Below are 19,554 nucleotides of genomic sequence, written 5' to 3'. Positions count from 1 at the left end.
GTAGTAGCTCTCCATCTTCTCCTCATACGAGAGAGCCTGCTCGTCCTTCTTCTCCCGCGCATCCGAGTCGCTGCACGCCTCCACGATCTCCATCACGGCATTGCCGAACTCCCGCTGAATCTCCTCCCGAAGGGCATCGAGTGTCTCGACATCCTCGGCATCCTCCACGGCATCGTGTAAGAGGCCCGCGATCGCCTCGTCCTCGCTACCGCCGTTCTCCAGCACGAGCGAACTCACCGCGAGAAGGTGTGAGAGGTAAGGGATCTCGGTCCCCTTCCGTGTCTGCTTCCGATGGTGCGCTGCTGCGAGCATGAGCGCACGGTCGTATCGGCCTGTGAGCATGAGCCTCCTTGGTGTTGAGCGTAGAGGGAACGAAGCGTCGCCGCATGAATCATCGCGCGTCCGTGTGACAGGCGACACGCTCCCGTCTAAGTTGCTCCCGCTCACCCGATCAGGCCCAACGTCACACCCCCTGCTTATGATGCACTGACCGAATCCCGCATCTTACTGACACCATGTCCACCAACCCCACCAAGCTCCAGCGCTGGCTGGACGTCGTGGCCTTCTTGGCCGCGCGCCGGTTCCCGGTCTCGACCGAGGACCTGTGGGGCAACGTCCCGTCCTATGCGGCGGGCGTAGATGGAGCCGCGAAGGACAAGGCCGCGGTTCGCAGGATGTTCGAGCGTGACAAGGAGGAGCTGAAGGAGCTCGGGATCCCCATCGAGACGGTCACCTTCCATATGAATGAAGGCGATGCGGATTCGAGCGGTTATCGCCTCGCCCGACAGGACTTCCACCTCCCGTACTTGAGATTGGTGAGGGAAGCGGAGGAGGAGTCCGGTAGCGCTGGCCACGTAGCGCCCGCCGGGAAGACCTTTGACGTTGCTGAGGAAGAAGCCGGCGCAGCCCTCGACGGGCTCCGCGAACTCGCAGCGCTTCCGTCGTTTCCCCTCGCCCGGCACGCCCGATCCGCCTTCCGGAAGCTCGCCTTCGATCTCGAGCCGGAGATGGTCGGGGAGGCCCCGGTTCTCTACGCCACCGACCCCGAGACCGCCGCCGCGGCCGAACCGCTCAAGGTCCTATCCGACACGCTCACGCGCCGGAAGAAGGTGGCCTTCACCTACCAGGGCATGGCGCGGGACGAGTCATCACAGCGGCATGTCCTGCCCTACGGCCTTCTCTTTCAGCACGGCCGTTGGTATCTCGTCGCACGTGACGAGGACCGAGATGGCATGCGCATGTTCCGGCTCGGTCGTATGAGTGCCGTCGAGCCCAACCCCAAGGCCCCGGGCACGCCCGACTATGCGATCCCCTCCGACTTCGAGCTCAGCGAGTACTCGGGCCGGAAGGCATGGGAGTTAGGCGATGATGTCGAGGGTCCAGTCGATGCGGTCGTGGACTTTCGATTCCCGCGCTCGCTCTGGGCCGAGCGTAACGAGCACGGCGAAGTGACGGAGAGCCGCGAGGACGGTGGCCAGCTGCGCCGCTTCCACGTGCACCGACGTGACCCGTTCCTACGGTGGGTATTGAGCCTTGAGGGGGACGCCCGGGTCATTGAGCCTCCTGAGATGCGAGACGCGTTTCGCGGCATGGTCGGCGACGTCCTGCGGCTCTACCAGGGAAGCGAACGTGCCAAGGAGGGCGAACATGGTTGACGGAACCACCGCCGAAGCCCGCTTCCAGCGGCTCCTCCACGTCCTGCCCGCGGCAAGCAGGAAGGAAGGCGCCGCGCTCCCGGACCTGGCCGCCGCCTTGGGCACGAGCGAGAAACGCATCCTGGATGACATCGAACAAGTCACGGCCCGCGCGTACTACCATTCCGGTGGCTGGCCGGACGACGTCCAGATCATGATCGAGCCAGAACGGGTGCGCGTGACCCACGCAGGAGGGATGACGCGGCCGGTTCAGCTCACCCGCATGGAGACGCTCTGCCTCGCGCTCGCGCTCCGCGGCAGCATCGCATCGACTCAGCTCAGTGAGCCCGAGGCACGCGAAGCGCTCAGGCAGCGCTCGGAGGCCCACCTGGGTCAGGGGAAATGGGGAGAGGAGGAAGCACTGTCCGTCGCGGCCCCCCATCGGGCTCCCGACGCGGAGGGCATCCGCGAGACGTTGATCACGGCCACGCGCGAGCGCCGTCCGTGTGCGATCCACTATGTGAAGGGTGGAGCGGAAGATGGTTCCGTGCGCGTGATCCATCCTTATGTCATGGCCTACGGGGAGGGAGCGTGGTACACCGTCGGGCACTGCAACACGAAGAACGAAGTTCGGACGTTTCGAGTCGATCGTGTGCTCGCTGCGGACCACACCGACGGCAAATTCGAGGTGCCAGCCGACTTTGACCCCACGAAGCACGTCCAGGCCGGCAAGATCTACCTCGGCACGGATGAACGAGAAGTGCGCGTGCGCTACTCCCCCCGTATCTCACGGTGGGTGCGCGAGCGGGCGGGGTGGGGCGTGATGGAGATCGAGGAAGAGGGGGACGGTAGCGTCGTCATCTGCCACCGGGTGGCGGATCCGCACTGGGTGGTGGGGCACGCGCTGCAGTATGGGGGGGAGGCGGAGATTCTGGAGCCGGCGGATTTGAGGGCGCTGGTGCTTGAGGTGGCTGAGGGGTTGGCGGGGTAGCGCGAAGGATGTTCACCATTGACGGAAGGCGTATATGAACAGGAAGTACCATAGCAGGAGCAATGGTGAAGTCCGCTCTCTCATCGAGGAGCATTGGGCCGACCTCAATACGCTTGGGGTCCTCGCGTACGAGGTCCAGCACCGCTTCTTCATGAGTCGGGCTTACAGGGCCAATGTGGTGGGACGCCTGCTCGAATTGATGGGGAGTCGCCTAGGAGCCCTAGGGGGTGTTGCGGCAGCCGATCGCTCCGAGCACCACCGCTTTCCGACGACAGACGTCGTGGCTGTGCGGAGGGTAGCGATCGGCGGGGGTGGAGATATCGACTGGAGGAAGGAAGGGCTCCTGAGCCTGAGTGGCTACCGCGTTGGAGTGACAAGGGGCGTTCAGCGACCCACAAGAGAACTCGTCCTGAATACCATTGTACTCGTGGACGATCTGAGCGACATCCGTGACGAAGAGTACGCCCGAGAATGGGGCGCACCGGACACGGAGGCCCGACTGAAGAAGCTTGCCGACACACTCGCTACCCTCGCCCGCAACGCGAGGCGCCAGGAGGGGGCCAACATGCAGACGGCGATCCGGGAATGGGAGAGTGACCTCGAGTATATCAGGACCAATTTCCAGTCCAGGTGGCCCGACATCGACTGGCCAAATACCGAAGTTGGTGGCGGCGGCGATTGAGTAGCACGTCCTGAACTGAGGCGGGGATCCTCGGGCCGGAGGATCCCCGCGCTCTCGTGAGGGAAGTGGTGGAGCAGTTGGCCGGTTAGTTCTGCCAGACGGCCCAGCCCATGGAACGGTATCGCGCGGCCAGCGCCTCTTCACCTACCACCGCATCCGCCCATCGCTCGAATTCGCCCGTATTACTGAACGCCCATTCGAATAAGACAGTCCCGAATCGCTTCACGAAGCGGTTCGCTTTGTATCCAGTCTTATGCTGCTCGAAGCGCTCATCACGGGTTCGACCCGTGGCGCCCACGTAGACACATGGCTTTCCGGGTATGTAATGAGGGTTCGCCTCCCGGTACTTCCGGTTCTCAAGTACCTGCGGCTTGAGCCTCGCGACGTAGAGTCGATACGACATGGTGCTTCCTCCTTAGGCTGATAGTTGGCGAAGGACGGACTGGATGTGCTTGAGTGGCTTCTTGAGGTCGGGGTGGATGGAAATGACTTCGACAATGAGTTCGTCGATCGCTGTGCAGAGCTTCTTTTCGAGTGCGGACATCGTGACCTCGCTGGCAAGTGAAAAGCGGCCGAACTGTGCCGCTGCGGACCCTAACTACGGACGCGCCCGCGTGTACCGCTCGTGATTTCCTTCCAGATGGCGGGGGGCTCCTTGACTCGATGTCAATGTGCCGCAACGAGTTACGGCCACATCTGACTATTGGGGTTGACGCTTTCTGTGATGCTTCCGCTTCTCGGGATGCTCATTGTCACACCCCCCCCGCACCTTTCTCTCCGTCACCCCAGCCGGAGAGCATCCATGAAAACCAGCATCCTACTCGACCACGAACCCGTCGCAGACGGCGGCTTCCTCGTACGCGCTCTGCTCAGCATTGAAGGAGAGGAAGTAGAAGACGACCGCCGGACTCCCTTGAACCTGTCACTGGTGCTGGATCGATCGGGATCCATGCATGGCGAGAAACTCGCCGCCGCCCGGGACGCGGCAGTGAACCTCGTAAAGCGCCTCTCCCTCAGCGACGTCGTCAGTGTCGTCGCATACGATGGCGACGTGGAGGTCGTAGCGGCTCCGGATACTGGAAGAGCTCAGTCCGATCTCACGCAGAAGATCCAGTCGATCGGGTCCCGTGGGATGACGAACCTGAGTGGTGGCTGGCTCCGTGGTCGTGACCTCGTGGCGCAGGGCGCCAAGGAAGGCGCCGTGAATCGAGTCATCCTACTCACTGACGGCCACGCCAACGTTGGTATCACCGAGCCAGGAAAGCTCGTGGGCCTCACGCAGACTGCCGCCGGGACGGGCATCTCGACCACCACGGTCGGTTTTGGTGCGGACTTCGACGAAGACCTGCTCAAGGCCATGGCGGACGCGGGGCAGGGGGCCACCTACTACATCGAGGAAGCAGACCAAGCCGTCGGGATCTTCGAAGAGGAGCTCGAAGGGCTCTTGTCGCTCGTCGCGCAAAACGTGCGCGTGACCATCAACCCCGGCGCAGACGCCGACTTCGTTCAGGTCGTGCATCAGTACCCGAATCACACGGAAGGTGAAGCGCTGACGCTCGAGGTGGGTGACCTCTACGGCCGCGAGCCGCGCCGGATCATCATGGAGTTCTTGCTTGGGCCGGAAGCCGGGATCGGAACCGACGCGGATGTCGCGACCCTCTCGGTGGTTGCCAACGTGCTCACCGCAGATGGCGGGGTCGAACTCCACAACATCAGCCTCCCCATCACGCTTTCGCCTGAAGAGGGCGGCAAGGCAGAGCCGGAAGTGCAAAGAGAGGCCCTGCTCGTGGAGGTCGCACGGGCGAGGCAGCAGGCGCTTGATGCACGTGATGCGGGAGATTGGGAGCGGGGACACCAGATCCTCACTCAGGCTTCCGCGAAAGCCCAGGCGATGGGCTTCGACGACCTCGTTGTCCAAGAGGAGATGGCCGACCTGGCCATGAGCGCAGAGTCGTTCGAGGACCGGAGCCTCTCGCTGCGGGACATCAAGTATATGAAGCAGCGCATGTACTCGGCGGACCGGAGCAAGCGCAGGGAAATCGAGCTGTACCGTAGAGGGGAGTGAGGGATCGACATGCTAAAGATCACAGCAATTGATGGCGCGGTGTTCATCGCCCCGGACTACCGGCAAGCTGCGGACGCCATGTGGCGGGATGAGTGGCACCCGCCGAAGCAGCTCGAGGGCTGGATGGCCCGGGTTGCGGATCGGGTGGGGCAAATGACTGGCGAGCAGGTCCGCTGCGAAGATCCTGAGGCATTCCTTCTCGATCTCCAGCGGCTTGGGTTTGTCACGATCGACAATCGCGTCGCCTGAGCCATACTGGCGTCGAGGTCTGTATGTAGATTTGAAGGTGAGCGGCCGATCCGCTCTCCGGTGATTTGAGGCGATTGCAACCGGGTTAACAAATTGCTAAACCGCTCGGGAGGGTCCCGCGTGGTTCGCCATACGGGACCCTTTTGTGTTGGAGGAATACATGCCTCACAAGGTGTGGCGGCCAGATTGTTCGTGTGATGTTCCAATGGGTACAGAGCCTATTCGCTGCGGTCCAGAGCCCTGCCCGTACTGCGGCGCACCGCCGGTCTTCGCCGGTTGGGCGCGCGGAGCCATCGAAGAGATGGCTCAGTATCAGCGAGTCCACGGGCTGAAGGCCCTGGGGCCCCACCGGAAGTTGGCCGGGGAGCTGTTTCGGGGGCTGCGTGAGAGGTGCGCCGGCTGCGCCGGATCGGGATTCGACGGCGCAGAGCACTGGGCATATTGTCTGGTCTGTGAAGGGACAGGTGGTGTGTGGAATGCGGATGAGGAGTACCTCGTTGCTGCGTATCGCCTCCTGCTCCATCGCTACCCGAATGCGGCAGCAGCGGGTGCGCTGTCGGCAGGCGGGGTTGGTCTTGGTGTAAGACCGGAGCAGCAGAGTGGTTGATGGAGCGAGCAAGTCCCCTACAAAGGGAGTCGGGTGAAAGGGGGAGGCTGCGAAACCGAACGCCGCTGAGCTTTGTCAGACGCCGAGACAGTGTGGTGTGATCAGGGATCGGGAGATCCACCTTGAGTAGCTGGGCCAGCGACCGGAGGAAGCCCTCGGTCTGGCGAAGTGGAAGATGGAAGACCATGCGGATCGTCAATGCGGCCTCGATCGCAACGTCACTGTAGGTGCGTTGGCCGCCCGGTTTGCCCTCGGCCGGAACTCGCCAGGCTTCGAGCGCATCATCCGAAAGCCAGACGGTCAGGTCACCACGCTTCTTCAGGCCGGCTTCGTACTCTGGCCAGTTCCGCACCCGGTACTGAGACTTCGCATGCTGGTACTGGCTGCGCTTCGGGTACTTCACGGAGCCTCACTCCAGATCAGGGGCTTCACATCACAACGAAACCTAGAGCAGGAGCCATGCACCAACGCCACAACTACCCCCCCCTCCGTGGCACCCAGCCACGCCCAGCGATCCGGCAGTGTTTCTGCGCGTCCTGAGTTGCGGGCCTGAGTGGGGCGGGGCAGAATGAAGGCATGGCTTACACTGAGGGAGGATATCGGTATGGCGGATATAGGTGCCCACGAGTTGCGGGAAATCACTAGCGATCTTGATGATACATCAAGAGTTATTTTTCAGACCCAATACTCTTCTGAGAAAAAAGACCGTGGAATTGCGATAGTATTGGCGCTATTTGCTCTTGATCGCTTTTACTTTGGTCAGATCGGGCTAGGTATTCTGAAATATCTCAGCTGTTTCATCGTTATCGGCTTATTGTGGTGGCTCATAGACATTTTCACTGCGGGTGGGCGGGCTGACGAGTTCAATCGCAACAAGGCTCGGGAGATAGCCGTCTCCCTGAGAACTTAAGATCCCCCTTGAAAGAGTCCTCCCGGCCTAGAAGACGGCGACTAGCCCCCTCCGTGGCACCCAGCCACACCTAGCTGCCTAGCAGTGTTCTGCTTGTCATGAGTTGCGGTCCTGCGGTTAGAGCAAGTAGACTGGCCCCGACCGTTTCACTGCTTTAAGGAGGGTCAGAATGGACACGAAGAAAGTTGTGACTGGGGTCGTGGTTGGCGGGATCACCATGTTCGTCGTCGGCTATCTAATCTTTTACATGGCGATGACTGGCTTCTACGAAACCAATGGTGCTGCCGCTTTTGGTGTAGGTCGAGAGGCAATTCTCTGGTTGCCAGTTGCACTAGGTACCGCTTCACTGGCTACACTGGTCACGCTCTGCATCGGGTGGTCGGGGGCCAAGAATGCCACCCAGGGCTTCAAGATCGGAGGAATGGTCGGTTTCCTCGTTTGGTTTGGTGTAGACTTAATTATTCACGGCAATTCCACCGTCTCCACGACCATTCTCCCACTAGTGGATGGGTTGCTAGAGATCGTTCGTACCGGAATCGGTGGGGCGGTCATCGCCGCGGTTTTGGGAAGATCTGAAGAAGCCTGACTCAGCGGCTGTCACAATTTTACCGGACCTACAGCACTGTTTGTTTTGCGCGTCCGATCCGGCCAGTACGTTGCGAGAGCGCTTCTGGTGGAGGATGGCCTCGGGATACAAGGTGCTGGACCTTTTCGAGGCTGATATCGACCTTTCCTGTCACCCTCCCTTCATCGCCGGAGGCGCCGGTGCTTGTGCCGGTCGGCACACATCGACCCCACTGAAACACCGTTCTCCGAAAAATTCTGGTAGGTCGGGCGGGTCCCTTTTCTCCACAGGCGAGACCCCAGTACCCCCCTATTCCACCGCCACCACCGCTGAACCTATAAACAGTGTTTTGCTCGTCCGATCACCCTCCGACTATGAGATACATCGCAATCGACTGGTCTGGTGCCCGATCGGGCTCCGCTTCCAAGATCTGGCTCGCCGAGGCTCATGCGGGCCAACTCACCCGCCTCGAAGGTGGACGGTCTCGTGTGGAGGTCGTTGATGAGTTGATTGCAATGGCCGCGGAGGATCCGGAATTCATCGTCGGTCTCGACTTCGCGTTCTCCGCTCCGGAGTGGTTTCTACTCGACAGGGGGTGGAATTCGGTCGAGACATTCTGGGCTGCAGCGCACGAAGAAGGTGAGGATTGGCTCGCAGCCTGCGAGCCTCCCCTCTGGGGCAGGCCGGGAAAGAAGAAGCCTGTTCTGTCGGAGCATTTCCGGGCCACCGAAAACGAAGCGGCGGGGGTCGGTGGCTCGACGCCCAAGAGCTTCTTTCAGATCGGCGGCGCGGGGGCTGTCGGCACGGGATCGATCCGGGGGCTTCCATTCTTGGGAGTCCTGCACACCGCGGGGTTCTCGATCTGGCCGTTCCACTCTTCGGCCTCGCCCCTTGTCGTTGAGATTTACCCACGGTTACTCACCGGCCCGGTGGTGAAGTCCAACCACGGGGCCCGGATGCGATATCTCGGAGAGATGCTGCCGGAGATGTCGCAGTCGATGGTTCAAATCGCCGCTTCCAGCGAGGACGCCTTCGATGCCGCGGTGTCTGCGCTGGTCATGTGTCGCCACGGCTCGGAACTCGCGAGACTGCGACAGACCGCGGATCCAAAAGTGCTCCGGGAAGGGGCGATCTGGTGGCCAGCAGGTGGTGTCGTGCCGCAGGCAGTGGAGGCCCGCCCGGCATCCACTGTGACCGAGGTCGGACCGGGGGCCCCATCGGCCATTGTTGAACCAAGTGAAGCAGGCTGCGTGTTCTGCGAATGCCCCGAGGGCGAGGTGGTCGCGGAGTCACGGCATGCTGTGGCGATCCGGGTTGTAGTACCACTGAGCCAGCGGTTGGATGCCTCGTATAAGACCTCTGGCCACCAGGCGCTCCCCTCCCAGCGTTGCACAGTTCGCCTATCGACCGAGACTTCTCGAGTCGTTCGTTGAATCGCTATTGATGGCTCCGGCTGGAGCGGTGCGCGGCAACTGATATCTCGAATCGCCCCGGGTCGCCGGAGAGTCGCGGCGGCCTGGGGAGATTCTATCGGACCTCGACGACTCGAGGTCCGGTCAGGGCGTCCAATTCGAAGCTGGCGTCCTCGAACGAGGGTGCGCCGAAGGTGCCCCGTGCCTGGTTTGAGAACCCATATCGTTCTCGCGGCATCCCCAGGAAATTCGTGTTCAGCTCACCGTTGGCGTCTTCGTCGTGGATGACGGCGACGGCATAGCGTCCGGCGGGCAGACGTACGCTCCATTCCGCAGTCGTGATCTCTACTGGGATCACCGCGAAGGCGAGCGGTTCGTCCACGAATTCCTCGGCTGAGTCGAAGACTGCGATCCGAAGCTCGCCCGCCACCGACTCGATGCCGGTGACCGAAACAACAAGGTCATGCTGTGGAGGGACAGTCCCGCTCGTCTGGCCGTCCGTTGGACCTGCCGATGCGGCCATGGCGATCGCTATGGCGGTGGCTCCTCGGACCATCGTGGCGCGAGCACCCCGTGATTGCTTCCTCATGTGACCTCTTCCGGGTTGACGTTGTATAAGCATTGTACAATTATAAACAACAATGCACGATAATAGCTATACAGTGATTGTACAATCTTGGTACGAGAGGAGTGAATGGCGAGCAACAATTCGACCGGATGGGCTTTCGGCGAAAGGGCGGCACTGTGGGTCCTGTTTGGCTTCACGGTCGCTTCGGTCCTCGGTTACGGGATCTACGGCCTCCATCCCCAGCTCATTCCGCCGACCGAGTTCGGTCTCAAGCTTTTCGCAATCTCCTTTCAGCTCTTTGCACAAATCCACATCGCTTTGGCGGCCTTGGTTTTGTTTTTCGTTCTGTCCCGTAGGCTCGGCGTGACGTGGCTGCTTCCCTTCGTAAGCGTCTATGTGTTGAGCTTTGGCGCCGAGCATATGGGGACCGGCTATGGGGTTCCTTTCGGCGGATACGCGTATACCGGTCTTCTCGGCCAGAAGCTCGGCGGCCGCGTTCCCTTTCTCATTCCTGTCAGCTGGTTCCTTATGGCGCTGCCGTCCTGGGTCTTGGCACGGTACGCGCTCGGGACGCACGCCCCGGTCTTGGCCAGGGTCGCTTTGGCGGCGCTCTGGCTGGTCATCTGGGACCTGGCCCTTGATCCGGCGATGAGTTTCCTGACGCCGTACTGGATGTGGGAGGACCCGGGCGCGTATTACGGCATGCCGCTCGTGAATCTGGTGGGTTGGTTCGTGACCGGACTCGCCTTGATGGCGGTGATCGAGCGCTCCTCCTCGCGCGTTGACTGGCTCGCGCTCGATGTCCGATGGATGGGCACGTACTACGCCGCGATGCTCGCGATGCCCCTCGGAATGCTCGTAGCTGCCGGCCTCTGGTTGGGCGTGATTGTGACGATTGCAGCCGTTGGCGCAGCGGCCTGGATCACCCTTCGGCTGGCGGCACGCGACCTCGCCACGCACCACGCGGCGGCATTCCCACCTAAGGTCGCAAGAGCATGATTTCGTTCGGAGGTTTCACGACAACCCCAGGCGCCTTGGACGTCGTCGGGGCATCACGCATCGTGCGGATTGAACTCGAGGCGGCGGCCGAGATGCTGCGGGCGGACGGTCTGCCTTCCCCCACCCTGAAAGGAAAACTCCTGCGACCTCTCGTTGCGTATGCGTTCGTACAACCGGAGGCGCGCGATCAACTTGATAGCCGATTCTGGTTTGGAGCGCTCGCGATCCAGATGGTGCATGAGGCGTCTCTCCTTCACGACGATATTGTCGACGAAGCGGCAGTGCGACGGGGGCAGCCCACGCTACACACCGAGCAGGGTGTGGGGCCAGCCCTTGTCCAAGGGGACCATCTCCTTACCGCAGCGTACTCGGCTGCTCTCAAGACCGGTTCGATCGACTTTCTGGAACGGTTCATCCATGCGGTAGAGCGAACCGTGGCTGGAGAGATCCGGCAGGCACGCGCGGTTGGGGCGACGGGCGATGAGGTGACCTACTCGGAGATCATCAGCAGTAAGTCAGGCGAGCTCCTCGGCGCATCGGCTTACCTCGCGGCCGCGTTGACGGGATCCGGTGTCCAGGACGCTCGCGGCGAGATCGGCCTCAGGATCGGGTCGCTTTACCAGCGGGTCGATGATCTCCTCGACTACTGCTCCGCTGGGAATAGCGGGAAGCCACCGCTGCAGGACTATCGTCAGGGAAAGTGGACGTGGATTCTGGGCGAGGCTCAGATCACCGACTTTGGATTTCCGGATGAACGAGTGCAGGAAGCGATCTTCGGCCACTCCGGCGAGGGTCAGTCGGCAGCTGAACGCGCGATCGGCACGCTCGACGGCATCCGGAACCAGTTGTTGTCAGAGGCCGTCCTGCTTGGTGCGTGTCCGCGCCTGATGCGCGACATCTTGAACGGGTGGGTTTCTTCGACCAAGAGTGCGGTCGCGGCACAGAGGGAATCGAACACCAAGATGGCCGGCGCATCTGCACGTGCTGCGCCCTCAGTAGAGGCAGTCGTATTCGAAACCGCGCGGCAGGCGGGTGAAGCAAGTGAGTGGCGCGCCTATTTCACTCAGCATGCTCGGACGTTCAGCTTGGCCGCCCGCCTTTTTCCGGCTGCCCCGGCGCGGCAAGTCGAAGGGCTGTATGCCTACTGCCGGGTCACCGATGATCTCATTGATGACCCCATCGTGCCCGCGTCCTCCGACGTCCTCCGCGAGCGGCTCGATCTGTGGCGTGCTCTGAGCAGGGCGGCCTACGAAGGGGATCGGATCGAAATTCCCGTTCTCGACTACGTCATGCCGGAGGCCGCTCTCGCGTCGGTCGATTGGCTCTACCCCGAGGCGCTTCTCGACGGTGTAGAGATGGATCTCGACGAGTGTCGCTACGAAGATTGGCCGGCTCTCGAACGCTATACCTTTGGGGTGGCGGGCTCGGTAGGCGGCTGGATGACCCAGCTCTTCGGACTCCGAGATCCCGAAACGCTCGACGAGGCGCATGCCCTCGGGCACGCGCTCCAACTCACCAATATCGCCCGCGATGTTGGCGAGGACCTTAGGCGGGGCCGGGTTTACCTACCCGATGCCCTCATGAGCCTCCACGGCTTCTGCGCGGCTGACCTTAGCACCTGGCAGGCGGACGGCGGCCCGGTCCCCGTGCACTATCGAGCAGCTATCGAAGAATTGCTTGCCTTGGCGGACGACTATTACCAGCGCGCTCAGCCGGGGATCGCCAAGCTCCCGACCTTCTTCAGACGGCCCGTCGCCGCGGCGGCTGCAGCGTACCGGGGCATCGGGCAAGAGGTTCGTAGTAACGGCCACGACAACTTGAACCGCAGAGCGCATACGAAGGTCGGTCGCAAGTTGCTTCTGGGGGCACAGGGGATCCTGATGGCCCGAGACTCTGGCAGGCGCAGCTTTTTCGACAGCAAGGAGGCATCACGGCATGAGTGAGTTGAAAACGGCGATCGTAGTCGGAGGGGGCTTCGGAGGTCTGGCGATTGCGAACCGGCTCCAGGCCTCAGGTGTGGATGTCACCTTGCTGGAAAAGCGTGACGCACTCGGTGGCCGCGCGTATCAGCTGCGCGACAAGGGATACACCTTCGATATGGGGCCCAGCCTGATCACTGCCCCCCATATCATCGACTCGATTTTCGCCGCAGCCGACAGGAGCCTCACCGACTACGTCGATCTGATGCCGCTCGATCCGTACTACCGGATCTACTTCCATGATGGAACGCACATCGACTACGTGGGCGACTCTGAGCGCATGAAGGCGCAGATGGAACGCTTCGATGCCGAGGACGCGGCCAACTTCGACGGATTCATGAATGAGATCAGGCCGATCTATGACGCGGTAATCGGAGATCGTCTGGGCTCGAAGCCATTCGACAGCTTAGGCTCCATGCTCCGCTTTCTCCCCCGCATGGCACAGTTGAAGGCATTCCTTCCGGTTACGACGTTCGTGAACCGGTGGTTCAAGGACTTCCGGCATCGCTTCATATACTCATTCCACCCGCTTTTCGTCGGCGGGAATCCGTTCAAGACGCCGTCGATCTATTTGATGATTCCGTTCTTGGAACGGGAAGGTGGGGTCTGGTTCTCGAGGGGTGGGATGTACTCCGTGGTCGAGGCGCTGGGACGGCTGCTCCTTGAGCAAGGCGGCGAGGTCCGCACAGGTGAAGAGGTTGAGGAGATTGTAGTGGAGGACGGACGGGCGGTCGGAGTGCGCACGCTGTCGGGCGAACTTCGGGCGGACCTGGTGGTCAGCAATGCTGACCCGGGGCATACGTACGGCGCCCTCGTCGACCGGAAGGATCGGAAGCGATGGTCGGATCGAAAGCTCGCCTCGACCGATTGGAGCATGAGTTGCTTCCTGCTGTACCTCGGAACGAAGAGGCAGTATCCGCAACTCGAGCATCACACTCTGATCCTGTCCGAGCGGTACAAGGATCTCCTCCACGATATCTTCGGGCGAAAAATTCTACCTGAAGACTTCTCGATGTACCTGCACGCACCCACGAGAACCGACCCGGAGATGGCTCCCCCGGGATCTGAGAGCATGTACGTGCTCGTTCCCGTAGCGAACCAGCAGTCCGGCATCGACTGGTCCGAAATTCGGGAGCGGTTCGCCGATACCATCATCGACTATCTCGAGGAGTGGGGCTTGGAAGATCTGCGCGAACAGATCGAGGTCCAGCACGTATTCACGCCTGAGGACTTCGAGTCAGAGCTGAACGCGACGTGGGGCAACGCCTTTGCGATCGAACCCAAGTTCACGCAGACAGCGTGGTTCCGCCCACAGAATCGTAGTGAGGACGTGAAGTCACTCTACCTCGTCGGAGGTGGGACCCACCCTGGGGCAGGTGTGCCGGGCGTTCTTCTCAGCGCCGAGACGACATTCGGGTGCATCGCCGAAGACTGGGGACTTCCCGCTCAATGGGACTGGGCCGAGCCCGGCCGCGCGGCGATGGCTGGAGCTGAATCCCCCTGAGTTATCCTCTCAGGACGATAGGCGACCTGGCCGAGGGGTAGAAGTCGTCGAAAAGAAGGGAATGGAGGGAGGTCGAAGACCTCGATTCCTTCTCCACCCATGAGGGGACACCGTAGTTCTTGGGGTCGCTCTGGGCAGCCTATGCAAATGGGTTAACATGCGTCGGTTACCGCCGAGGTCGCGATGTTCCGGCCGAGATGACAAGACTGGCCGCGAGCGGTATTCGGGCGACCCATGCGATGGTGCGGATCCAGTTGGTGGCCACGAGCCGCCTGTGAGCCTGCGTGTCGAACCCTCACCCGAGCGCCGTGTGGGCGGGCACCTGATGTAGTGCAGTCGAAGCCCAGATCATCACCAAAAGGCTAACGCCAAGGTTCGTAACTTGACGTCCTTCGACTCATCCAACACTCACCAGTGGAGCCAGCCAGGATCGAACTGGCGACCTCCTGCTTGCAAAGCGGAGCCAGCAGTAGCCGATTTCCGACAAGAAACCGTGTAAACCCAAGGCGGGGAACACGATCTACCGTTCTTGCCGGAAGACGATGTCGGAATTTTCCGGGCTGCAAAGGCTCAAAAACGAGCCCAATGGACACATGAATGGGCCCCCAAACACCCCTGCGCCCATGGCACGAGGAGGCAGTTCTGGGCCCAACTACCCTCGCCAAGGCCCATGCCAATGGACACAAAGAGGCCCAAAGGACTTCGTGGAGTCGATACGGTCCCAACCGCTCCGGTATGTCCTGCGGCTGATCCGACATCGCGACCTCACGCAGACGTGTCTCAGTCGTGACCGGATACGACTCCGTCTCTAATTAATGGTCCTACCCGCGGTCCCAGAACTGTGCGCGACCTCTGGCTGGATCAGAGATCACGTGTAGTCGAAGACATGCCCCTTCTGACCGAGCAGGAGGGCGGCCGTCGATGTACCCCTTCTCCGCTACCTGTTCACCCACACAAGCGTGATCGAGCGCATCGGCGGAAAAGTCACAGGGCGACGACACCTAATTCGGAAGCATTAGGGGTCAGTCCAGGTGACCCACACTCAAGAGGCAAAGCATGTGGGGGATCGCCCCGGTTGATTGAACCGGCGCAGTCCCGTGACGACCTGTCTTGGTAGGATCGCCTTGGCCAATCCAGCTATACGAGGTCAGTAGCAACCGCTTGTTAAAAAGCACCTACTCAAGCGCCAAGAATCAGAGCGGCATTTCCTGGGTTTCAGCGCCAGTGAGGAATTTTAGAGAGGCCCCGGAGGCCGCAGGGGTGCCCAGTTGAGAGGGCTCTAGCCCCTCACAAGACCATCCTCGTCCGTAGCATGCGAAGTCGAACCTTCGATGGGCAGCAAGCTGAAGTTCAGATCGCTTGCAGCATCCTCAATACGATGATCCGGCTCGGGATGCCCGACATCTATCGAGTCAGGTGAGCCTACGGCCCCGGGGGTACCGGGGATCCGTCGTGACTTCAGAGCCATGCACCAACGCCCCTCGAGTGCTATCGACCACCTTCTTCCCGCTCAGGTTCAGTCCTCCCCACTGAAACCCGCAACTCAGGCTTCAGGGACGCAGGGATGGCAGCTGCTGGTTAATCCTGAGGCGAGCGTGGGGCTGCGCGCGATCGTCTAATCCTTTCTAGCACCTGCTTCGCGACGTTCATACCACTCAGGAGCGCTTCTTCGACGCGCCCTCCCATACACCAGTCACCGCAGACCCCTATCCCTACTGCATCATCGTATGACCACCCAACTCCAAGGGGTTTCCCTGCAAGGGCGTAGCCCCAGCGATGGGCCCGTTCGAAGATCGGCGAGGGTAGGGTGCCGAATCGGTTCCGTAACGTATCCAGCATGAGGCGTGGTACCTCTGAGCGGGCGACCTCCCAATGTCGGCGGGTCCACTCCGGCGTGGCGTGGAGGACCCAGGATTCGGATTTCGGCCGACCGGGCTTGCTCGAGTCGCGGGCGATCCACGAGAGAGGCCCCTCGGTGATGAATGCACCGTCGAAGCCGAGCTGGAGCGGCTCATCAAAGGCGAGCATCACGGCCCAGCAGGGGGCGACATGGATGCGCCCTACCTGTTCCTGCAGCGCGGGAGCCCCCGAGAGCAGTGGCACCGCCTGAGCCGGCGGAACCGCGACGACCACGCTTTGGAATTCGCCCCTGAGCGCGGCCTCGGTATCGAGGAACTTCCAACCGCTCCTGCTTGCATCAACCTTCTCGATGCGGACGAGGGTTTGGACGTCGAGGGTCGACGCGAGATGAAGCGCGAGATTGATCATGCCCGGGACCCCGACGTATCGGGTCGCCTCCTTGGCAGGTGACATTGCCTCTCCTTCGATCCGCACTAGCCGACCACCCCACTCCTGAACAAGGCCCTCGCGGAGCCAACCCTGGAGGTGAGGGTCGAGCGCTTCGTCTCGGACGGTGAAGAACTGCGCTCCGTGATCGAATCGATAGTCACTGTGCTCTCGGGTGTTAGCGCGTCCACCGACTCGCCGGCCTTTGTCGAAGACGACAACATCGAGGCCGGCGAGTTGAAGTGTGCGGGCGGCCATGAGGCCAGATAGTCCCGCGCCGATCACTCCGACGCGGTGGGTCATGCCGAGCGAACAGTGCTGAGTCCCCCGTCGACGCCGAGCGTCTGTCCCGTGACCCAGCCGGCGTCGTCCGACAGGAGCCAGCGAATCGACTCGGCGACCTCCTCTGCCGTGCCCAGGCGACCAAGAGCGTGCATCGCTTCCGAAGACGACCGGGCGGCGTTGCTGCTCGTGATTCGGGCCGTGAGTGGGGTGTCGACCAGGCCGGGGGCCACGGCGTTCACTCGAATCCCTGCTCGACCGTACGTCGCGGCGGCAGAGCGGACGAGCGCGTCGACGCCACCCTTAGCGGCGGCGATCGCTTCGTGGTTCGGAAGCCCGATTGATGCCGCGGCCGTCGAGACGAATACCACACTTCCTCGCTTCGCTTTCATCATGGGTCGGGCGATAGCACGCAGAGCGGCGAAGGCGCTCGTCAGGTTGGTGTGAAGCGTAGTCAGCCACTCGTCGGGCCTCGTCATGTGAGCAGGCTTGAGCATCAGGCTTCCCACGCACAAGGCCATTCCGTCAATCTGTTGAAAGCGATCCATCGTCGAACTCACGGTGGCGTCGACGGCGGCGAAGTCGGTCGTGTCGGCAACAACGGAGAAGGCGTTGAGCTGGTCGGCCAGGGCGCCGAGGCGTTCCGGGTCTCGACCCGAGAGAGCGAGTCGGGCACCCTGTGCGTGAAGAGTGCGTGCAAGCGCGGAGCCGATACCGCCGTAGGCGCCGAAAATCAGGTAGGTCGGTGGGGATGTACTCATCTATTTGTTAATCCGATTGGAGAGATCAGTCATACGGCCCCGAGGGGGAGCCGTGGGAAGAGTCATCGACCCTCAAGGATCGCCTCGGCGGCTCGCCGGCCTGAACGGAGTGCGCCCTGAATCGAGCCGAATTCCGTGTAGTCTCCGGCCACGATGATGCCACCGCGACGCCTCGCGGAATCCTGTTGCTGGAGGCTCCCGGCGGGGTGGCGGGGCAGGGCGTGCGGGACCCTATAGGTCTTGAGGTGCTGCCAACTCGAGACCATAGGACCGAACCAGCGGGCCAACTGACCAGATGCGGCAGTGGGGAAGGACATCGGGTCGTCGGCAGCCCCGTCGACACCGGACACAGCGACGAGGTGGGCGCCGGCGGGCGCGTACTCGGGTGCCACATTACTCATGACCGCGATGTGATTTGCAGGTCCGGTACCTTCGCCGTCCAGGACCAGAACGGGCTCTGCAGTCGGAGCCTCCTCTGCGGCAAAGTAGGACGTGACGGTCGCCTTGAACGCTGGAGCGGGCGTGCCGAGCAGCGTGGACGCTGAGGCTCCGTCGAGCGCCACCACGACGTGTTGGGCCGAGACCGTCTGCCCTCCCTCGGTCGATACCTGAGTCGCCGACGCAGCTTGAACTGTCGTGCCGAGCGAGATGCGCTCGTTCAGCGTCGAGGCCATCTGCTCCGGCAGACGCTGCATGCCCTCTGCGGGCACGGCCGCTTCACCGATCGCGAAACACCGAAAATAGTAGCGAAACAGACTCGCCGACGTCTCGAGAGGTCGTTCGAGGAAGACTCCACCGAGAAACGGCCGGAAGAAGGTGTCGATGAATTCCGCCGAGAAGCCGAGCGACTCGAGCTCATCCTGTGTCGAACGGTCGGGTTCGCTGAAGCAATCGCCTGCTGGTGCGCTGGTGAGTCGACGCCGGAGTTTTGCGACCCTCAGCTTGTCTGCGAGTGACCCGACCTTGGCGCTCAACGAGGCCATGGCACTCGCCGGGTCGCGGTAGGGATCTCCCATCTTCTCGAGGCTCCTACCGTTCCAGATCAGACTCCCTGCCTTGAAGGCTCTCAAGTCGAGTTGCGGCAGGTCGATCTGTGCTTGCACCTCCTCATAGGCGGTCAGAAGTACCTGGAACCCACGATCGAGCCTGAAGCCATCGACCTCGTCAGTTCGGATTCGTCCGCCGACGGCATCCGACGCCTCTACGACGTGGACGTCCAAGCCTGCCTGCTCGAGAAAGAGCGCGCAGGAGAGACCGGACAAGCCTGCCCCGACGACAACAACCTCGGCCGACGAGGGGAGTGGAGCACCGCGCATTAAAAACCCCCGGGTCGTTCATGAACGTTCATGTATCTCGGGCGGCGTGATCGCGCACCGATGCGGGTTGTCTCTGGCCCGCGAACCCCGCTGAGTTCGTTGGAGTTGAGCGGTTCCTGGCCGCGATCAAGACGACGGCGAACCTCCAATAACCAAGGCATCGAGAATTATGCTGCGAGATTTTTCACCCAGAGTCTCAGGCACATTTTTGATCCCTCTTACTTTAACTGTTTTTGACGGTACCGAATCCGAGACTGGTGGAGGAAAGTAGTTAGGAGGGCAAAGCTCGGGTCGAAGCCCGGTAGATGCGGTCGCGAACGAAACGCAAGAAGCCACGTTCGAGAACGTCCTCGTCGCGATGGAGCGCTCTGGTCGAGTACTCAACCGCGTCTCGGCAGTCTTCTCACTCCCACGGCTAGGAAATTCAATGGGCCAAATGAGGTGAGAGGCGAGCGGGGACAGGGTGAGGCATGGGATGCGGAGGATGGGGTTGCGGGGTTGGCCTGAAAGCAGCCCGAGCGGAGGCGCGGACAGTGCTGAGATGTGGGAGGGGGACGAGGAGATGTCGATATGGGCGGAAGCGAGCGGCCGGGTGGCCGAGGCTGTTCGGACAGACTGGAGGCGGGCGGCTCAGTCGTCGAAGTCGGCGGGCAACGACGGGTCGAACATAAAGTTTGGGATCGACTCGGCCTGGGTAGGATCGAAGGCCGGGGTCTGGTCGAGGAGGAAGTCTCCTTGGGGCGG

20 protein-coding genes are annotated in these 19,554 nt (G+C 61.8%); 13 read left to right on the top strand and 7 right to left on the bottom strand.

Features of this window, described 5'->3' with window-relative positions; translation table 11 throughout:
* On the bottom strand, window positions 1–342 hold a 342-nt coding region (locus P8L30_16760; protein ID MDG2241856.1), incomplete at its 3' end, for an HD domain-containing protein.
* Window positions 343–515: 173 nt separating this feature from the next.
* Here P8L30_16760 and P8L30_16755 point away from each other — a divergent pair.
* The 3 genes from P8L30_16755 to P8L30_16745 are packed head-to-tail and all read left to right on the top strand — an operon-like array spanning window position 516 to window position 3,307.
* Window positions 516–1,655, top strand: a complete 1,140-nt coding sequence (locus P8L30_16755) for a WYL domain-containing protein (GenBank protein ID MDG2241855.1) — start codon at window positions 516–518, stop codon at window positions 1,653–1,655.
* On the top strand, window positions 1,648–2,625 hold the full coding sequence (locus tag P8L30_16750) for a WYL domain-containing protein (GenBank protein ID MDG2241854.1): 978 nt from the start codon (window positions 1,648–1,650) through the stop codon (window positions 2,623–2,625). The genes P8L30_16755 and P8L30_16750 overlap by 8 nt, the downstream gene beginning before the upstream one ends.
* A 34-nt stretch (window positions 2,626–2,659) precedes the next feature.
* A complete protein-coding gene (locus P8L30_16745) occupies window positions 2,660–3,307 on the top strand; it encodes a hypothetical protein (protein ID MDG2241853.1) in 648 nt (215 codons plus the stop codon).
* A gap of 85 nt (window positions 3,308–3,392) precedes the next feature.
* On the opposite strand, the gene P8L30_16740 is transcribed toward P8L30_16745, so the two are convergent.
* Window positions 3,393–3,710 carry a hypothetical protein gene (locus tag P8L30_16740; protein MDG2241852.1) on the bottom strand — a complete coding sequence of 106 codons (318 nt, stop codon included), beginning with the start codon at window positions 3,708–3,710 and terminating at the stop codon, window positions 3,393–3,395.
* Window positions 3,711–3,722: 12 nt separating this feature from the next.
* Entirely contained in the window at window positions 3,723–3,851 is a 129-nt protein-coding gene (locus P8L30_16735) for a hypothetical protein (protein MDG2241851.1), read from the bottom strand.
* A 258-nt stretch (window positions 3,852–4,109) separates the two neighbouring features.
* Here P8L30_16735 and P8L30_16730 point away from each other — a divergent pair, with 258 nt between their 5' ends.
* The 7 genes from P8L30_16730 (at window position 4,110) to P8L30_16700 (ending at window position 9,136) form a co-directional block, all read left to right on the top strand.
* Window positions 4,110–5,372 carry a VWA domain-containing protein gene (locus P8L30_16730; protein ID MDG2241850.1) on the top strand — a complete coding sequence of 421 codons (1,263 nt, stop codon included), beginning with the start codon at window positions 4,110–4,112 and terminating at the stop codon, window positions 5,370–5,372.
* A gap of 9 nt (window positions 5,373–5,381) precedes the next feature.
* Window positions 5,382–5,621, top strand: a complete 240-nt coding sequence (locus P8L30_16725) for a hypothetical protein (protein ID MDG2241849.1) — start codon at window positions 5,382–5,384, stop codon at window positions 5,619–5,621.
* A gap of 205 nt (window positions 5,622–5,826) precedes the next feature.
* Complete coding sequence (locus P8L30_16720; protein MDG2241848.1) at window positions 5,827–6,228, top strand: hypothetical protein; 402 nt, start codon at window positions 5,827–5,829, stop codon at window positions 6,226–6,228.
* Window positions 6,229–6,403: 175 nt separating this feature from the next.
* Entirely contained in the window at window positions 6,404–6,781 is a 378-nt protein-coding gene (locus P8L30_16715) for a hypothetical protein (GenBank protein MDG2241847.1), read from the top strand.
* 15 nt (window positions 6,782–6,796) lie between these two features.
* On the top strand, window positions 6,797–7,138 hold the full coding sequence (locus tag P8L30_16710; GenBank protein ID MDG2241846.1) for a TM2 domain-containing protein: 342 nt from the start codon (window positions 6,797–6,799) through the stop codon (window positions 7,136–7,138).
* Window positions 7,139–7,307: 169 nt separating this feature from the next.
* Entirely contained in the window at window positions 7,308–7,724 is a 417-nt protein-coding gene (locus P8L30_16705; GenBank protein ID MDG2241845.1) for a hypothetical protein, read from the top strand.
* 353 nt (window positions 7,725–8,077) lie between these two features.
* Window positions 8,078–9,136 carry a hypothetical protein gene (locus P8L30_16700; protein ID MDG2241844.1) on the top strand — a complete coding sequence of 353 codons (1,059 nt, stop codon included), beginning with the start codon at window positions 8,078–8,080 and terminating at the stop codon, window positions 9,134–9,136.
* 94 nt (window positions 9,137–9,230) lie between these two features.
* Here the strand turns inward: P8L30_16700 and P8L30_16695 are convergent, their stop codons facing one another.
* On the bottom strand, window positions 9,231–9,704 hold the full coding sequence (locus P8L30_16695; GenBank protein MDG2241843.1) for a DUF2141 domain-containing protein: 474 nt from the start codon (window positions 9,702–9,704) through the stop codon (window positions 9,231–9,233).
* A 105-nt stretch (window positions 9,705–9,809) separates the two neighbouring features.
* Here P8L30_16695 and P8L30_16690 point away from each other — a divergent pair, with 105 nt between their 5' ends.
* From P8L30_16690 to crtI, 3 genes are read left to right on the top strand one after another with little or no spacing between them, the layout of a single operon-like run.
* Window positions 9,810–10,682: a carotenoid biosynthesis protein gene (locus tag P8L30_16690; protein MDG2241842.1), complete on the top strand. Its 873-nt coding sequence runs from the start codon at window positions 9,810–9,812 to the stop codon at window positions 10,680–10,682.
* Window positions 10,679–12,625, top strand: a complete 1,947-nt coding sequence (locus P8L30_16685; GenBank protein MDG2241841.1) for a squalene/phytoene synthase family protein — start codon at window positions 10,679–10,681, stop codon at window positions 12,623–12,625. The genes P8L30_16690 and P8L30_16685 overlap by 4 nt, the downstream gene beginning before the upstream one ends.
* Complete coding sequence (gene crtI / locus P8L30_16680) at window positions 12,618–14,165, top strand: phytoene desaturase family protein (protein ID MDG2241840.1); 1,548 nt, start codon at window positions 12,618–12,620, stop codon at window positions 14,163–14,165. Before P8L30_16685 ends, crtI begins: the two co-directional genes overlap by 8 nt.
* 1,578 nt (window positions 14,166–15,743) lie before the next feature.
* On the opposite strand, the gene P8L30_16675 is transcribed toward crtI, so the two are convergent.
* From P8L30_16675 to P8L30_16665, 3 genes are all read right to left on the bottom strand, one after another.
* Entirely contained in the window at window positions 15,744–16,754 is a 1,011-nt protein-coding gene (locus P8L30_16675) for an FAD-dependent oxidoreductase (GenBank protein ID MDG2241839.1), read from the bottom strand.
* On the bottom strand, window positions 16,751–17,494 hold the full coding sequence (locus P8L30_16670) for an SDR family oxidoreductase (GenBank protein ID MDG2241838.1): 744 nt from the start codon (window positions 17,492–17,494) through the stop codon (window positions 16,751–16,753). The genes P8L30_16675 and P8L30_16670 overlap by 4 nt, the downstream gene beginning before the upstream one ends.
* Window positions 17,495–17,556: 62 nt before the next feature.
* Entirely contained in the window at window positions 17,557–18,810 is a 1,254-nt protein-coding gene (locus P8L30_16665; protein MDG2241837.1) for an NAD(P)/FAD-dependent oxidoreductase, read from the bottom strand.
* Window positions 18,811–19,554: the final 744 nt, after the last annotated feature.

The sequence above is a fragment of the Longimicrobiales bacterium genome (genome assembly GCA_029245345.1).
Classification (GTDB): Bacteria; Gemmatimonadota; Gemmatimonadetes; order Longimicrobiales; family Gaopeijiaceae; genus CALFPJ01.
The sequence above is the reverse complement of the archived record's forward strand: the minus strand, read 5'-3'. Positions and strand labels throughout refer to the sequence as shown.

Bases quoted from the DNA above. Each gene is read 5' to 3' on its own strand.
- P8L30_16755 (MDG2241855.1), top strand. From the start codon at position 516: ATGTCCACCAACCCCACCAAGCTCCAGCGCTGGCTGGACGTCGTGGCC.
- P8L30_16750 (MDG2241854.1), top strand. From the start codon at position 1,648: ATGGTTGACGGAACCACCGCCGAAGCCCGCTTCCAGCGGCTCCTCCAC.
- P8L30_16745 (MDG2241853.1), top strand. From the start codon at position 2,660: ATGAACAGGAAGTACCATAGCAGGAGCAATGGTGAAGTCCGCTCTCTC.
- P8L30_16740 (MDG2241852.1), bottom strand. From the start codon at position 3,710: ATGTCGTATCGACTCTACGTCGCGAGGCTCAAGCCGCAGGTACTTGAG.
- P8L30_16735 (MDG2241851.1), bottom strand. From the start codon at position 3,851: ATGTCCGCACTCGAAAAGAAGCTCTGCACAGCGATCGACGAACTCATT.
- P8L30_16730 (MDG2241850.1), top strand. From the start codon at position 4,110: ATGAAAACCAGCATCCTACTCGACCACGAACCCGTCGCAGACGGCGGC.
- P8L30_16725 (MDG2241849.1), top strand. From the start codon at position 5,382: ATGCTAAAGATCACAGCAATTGATGGCGCGGTGTTCATCGCCCCGGAC.
- P8L30_16720 (MDG2241848.1), top strand. From the start codon at position 5,827: ATGGGTACAGAGCCTATTCGCTGCGGTCCAGAGCCCTGCCCGTACTGC.
- P8L30_16715 (MDG2241847.1), top strand. From the start codon at position 6,404: ATGGAAGACCATGCGGATCGTCAATGCGGCCTCGATCGCAACGTCACT.
- P8L30_16710 (MDG2241846.1), top strand. From the start codon at position 6,797: ATGAAGGCATGGCTTACACTGAGGGAGGATATCGGTATGGCGGATATA.
- P8L30_16705 (MDG2241845.1), top strand. From the start codon at position 7,308: ATGGACACGAAGAAAGTTGTGACTGGGGTCGTGGTTGGCGGGATCACC.
- P8L30_16700 (MDG2241844.1), top strand. From the start codon at position 8,078: ATGAGATACATCGCAATCGACTGGTCTGGTGCCCGATCGGGCTCCGCT.
- P8L30_16695 (MDG2241843.1), bottom strand. From the start codon at position 9,704: ATGAGGAAGCAATCACGGGGTGCTCGCGCCACGATGGTCCGAGGAGCC.
- P8L30_16690 (MDG2241842.1), top strand. From the start codon at position 9,810: ATGGCGAGCAACAATTCGACCGGATGGGCTTTCGGCGAAAGGGCGGCA.
- P8L30_16685 (MDG2241841.1), top strand. From the start codon at position 10,679: ATGATTTCGTTCGGAGGTTTCACGACAACCCCAGGCGCCTTGGACGTC.
- crtI (MDG2241840.1), top strand. From the start codon at position 12,618: ATGAGTGAGTTGAAAACGGCGATCGTAGTCGGAGGGGGCTTCGGAGGT.
- P8L30_16675 (MDG2241839.1), bottom strand. From the start codon at position 16,754: ATGACCCACCGCGTCGGAGTGATCGGCGCGGGACTATCTGGCCTCATG.
- P8L30_16670 (MDG2241838.1), bottom strand. From the start codon at position 17,494: ATGAGTACATCCCCACCGACCTACCTGATTTTCGGCGCCTACGGCGGT.
- P8L30_16665 (MDG2241837.1), bottom strand. From the start codon at position 18,810: ATGCGCGGTGCTCCACTCCCCTCGTCGGCCGAGGTTGTTGTCGTCGGG.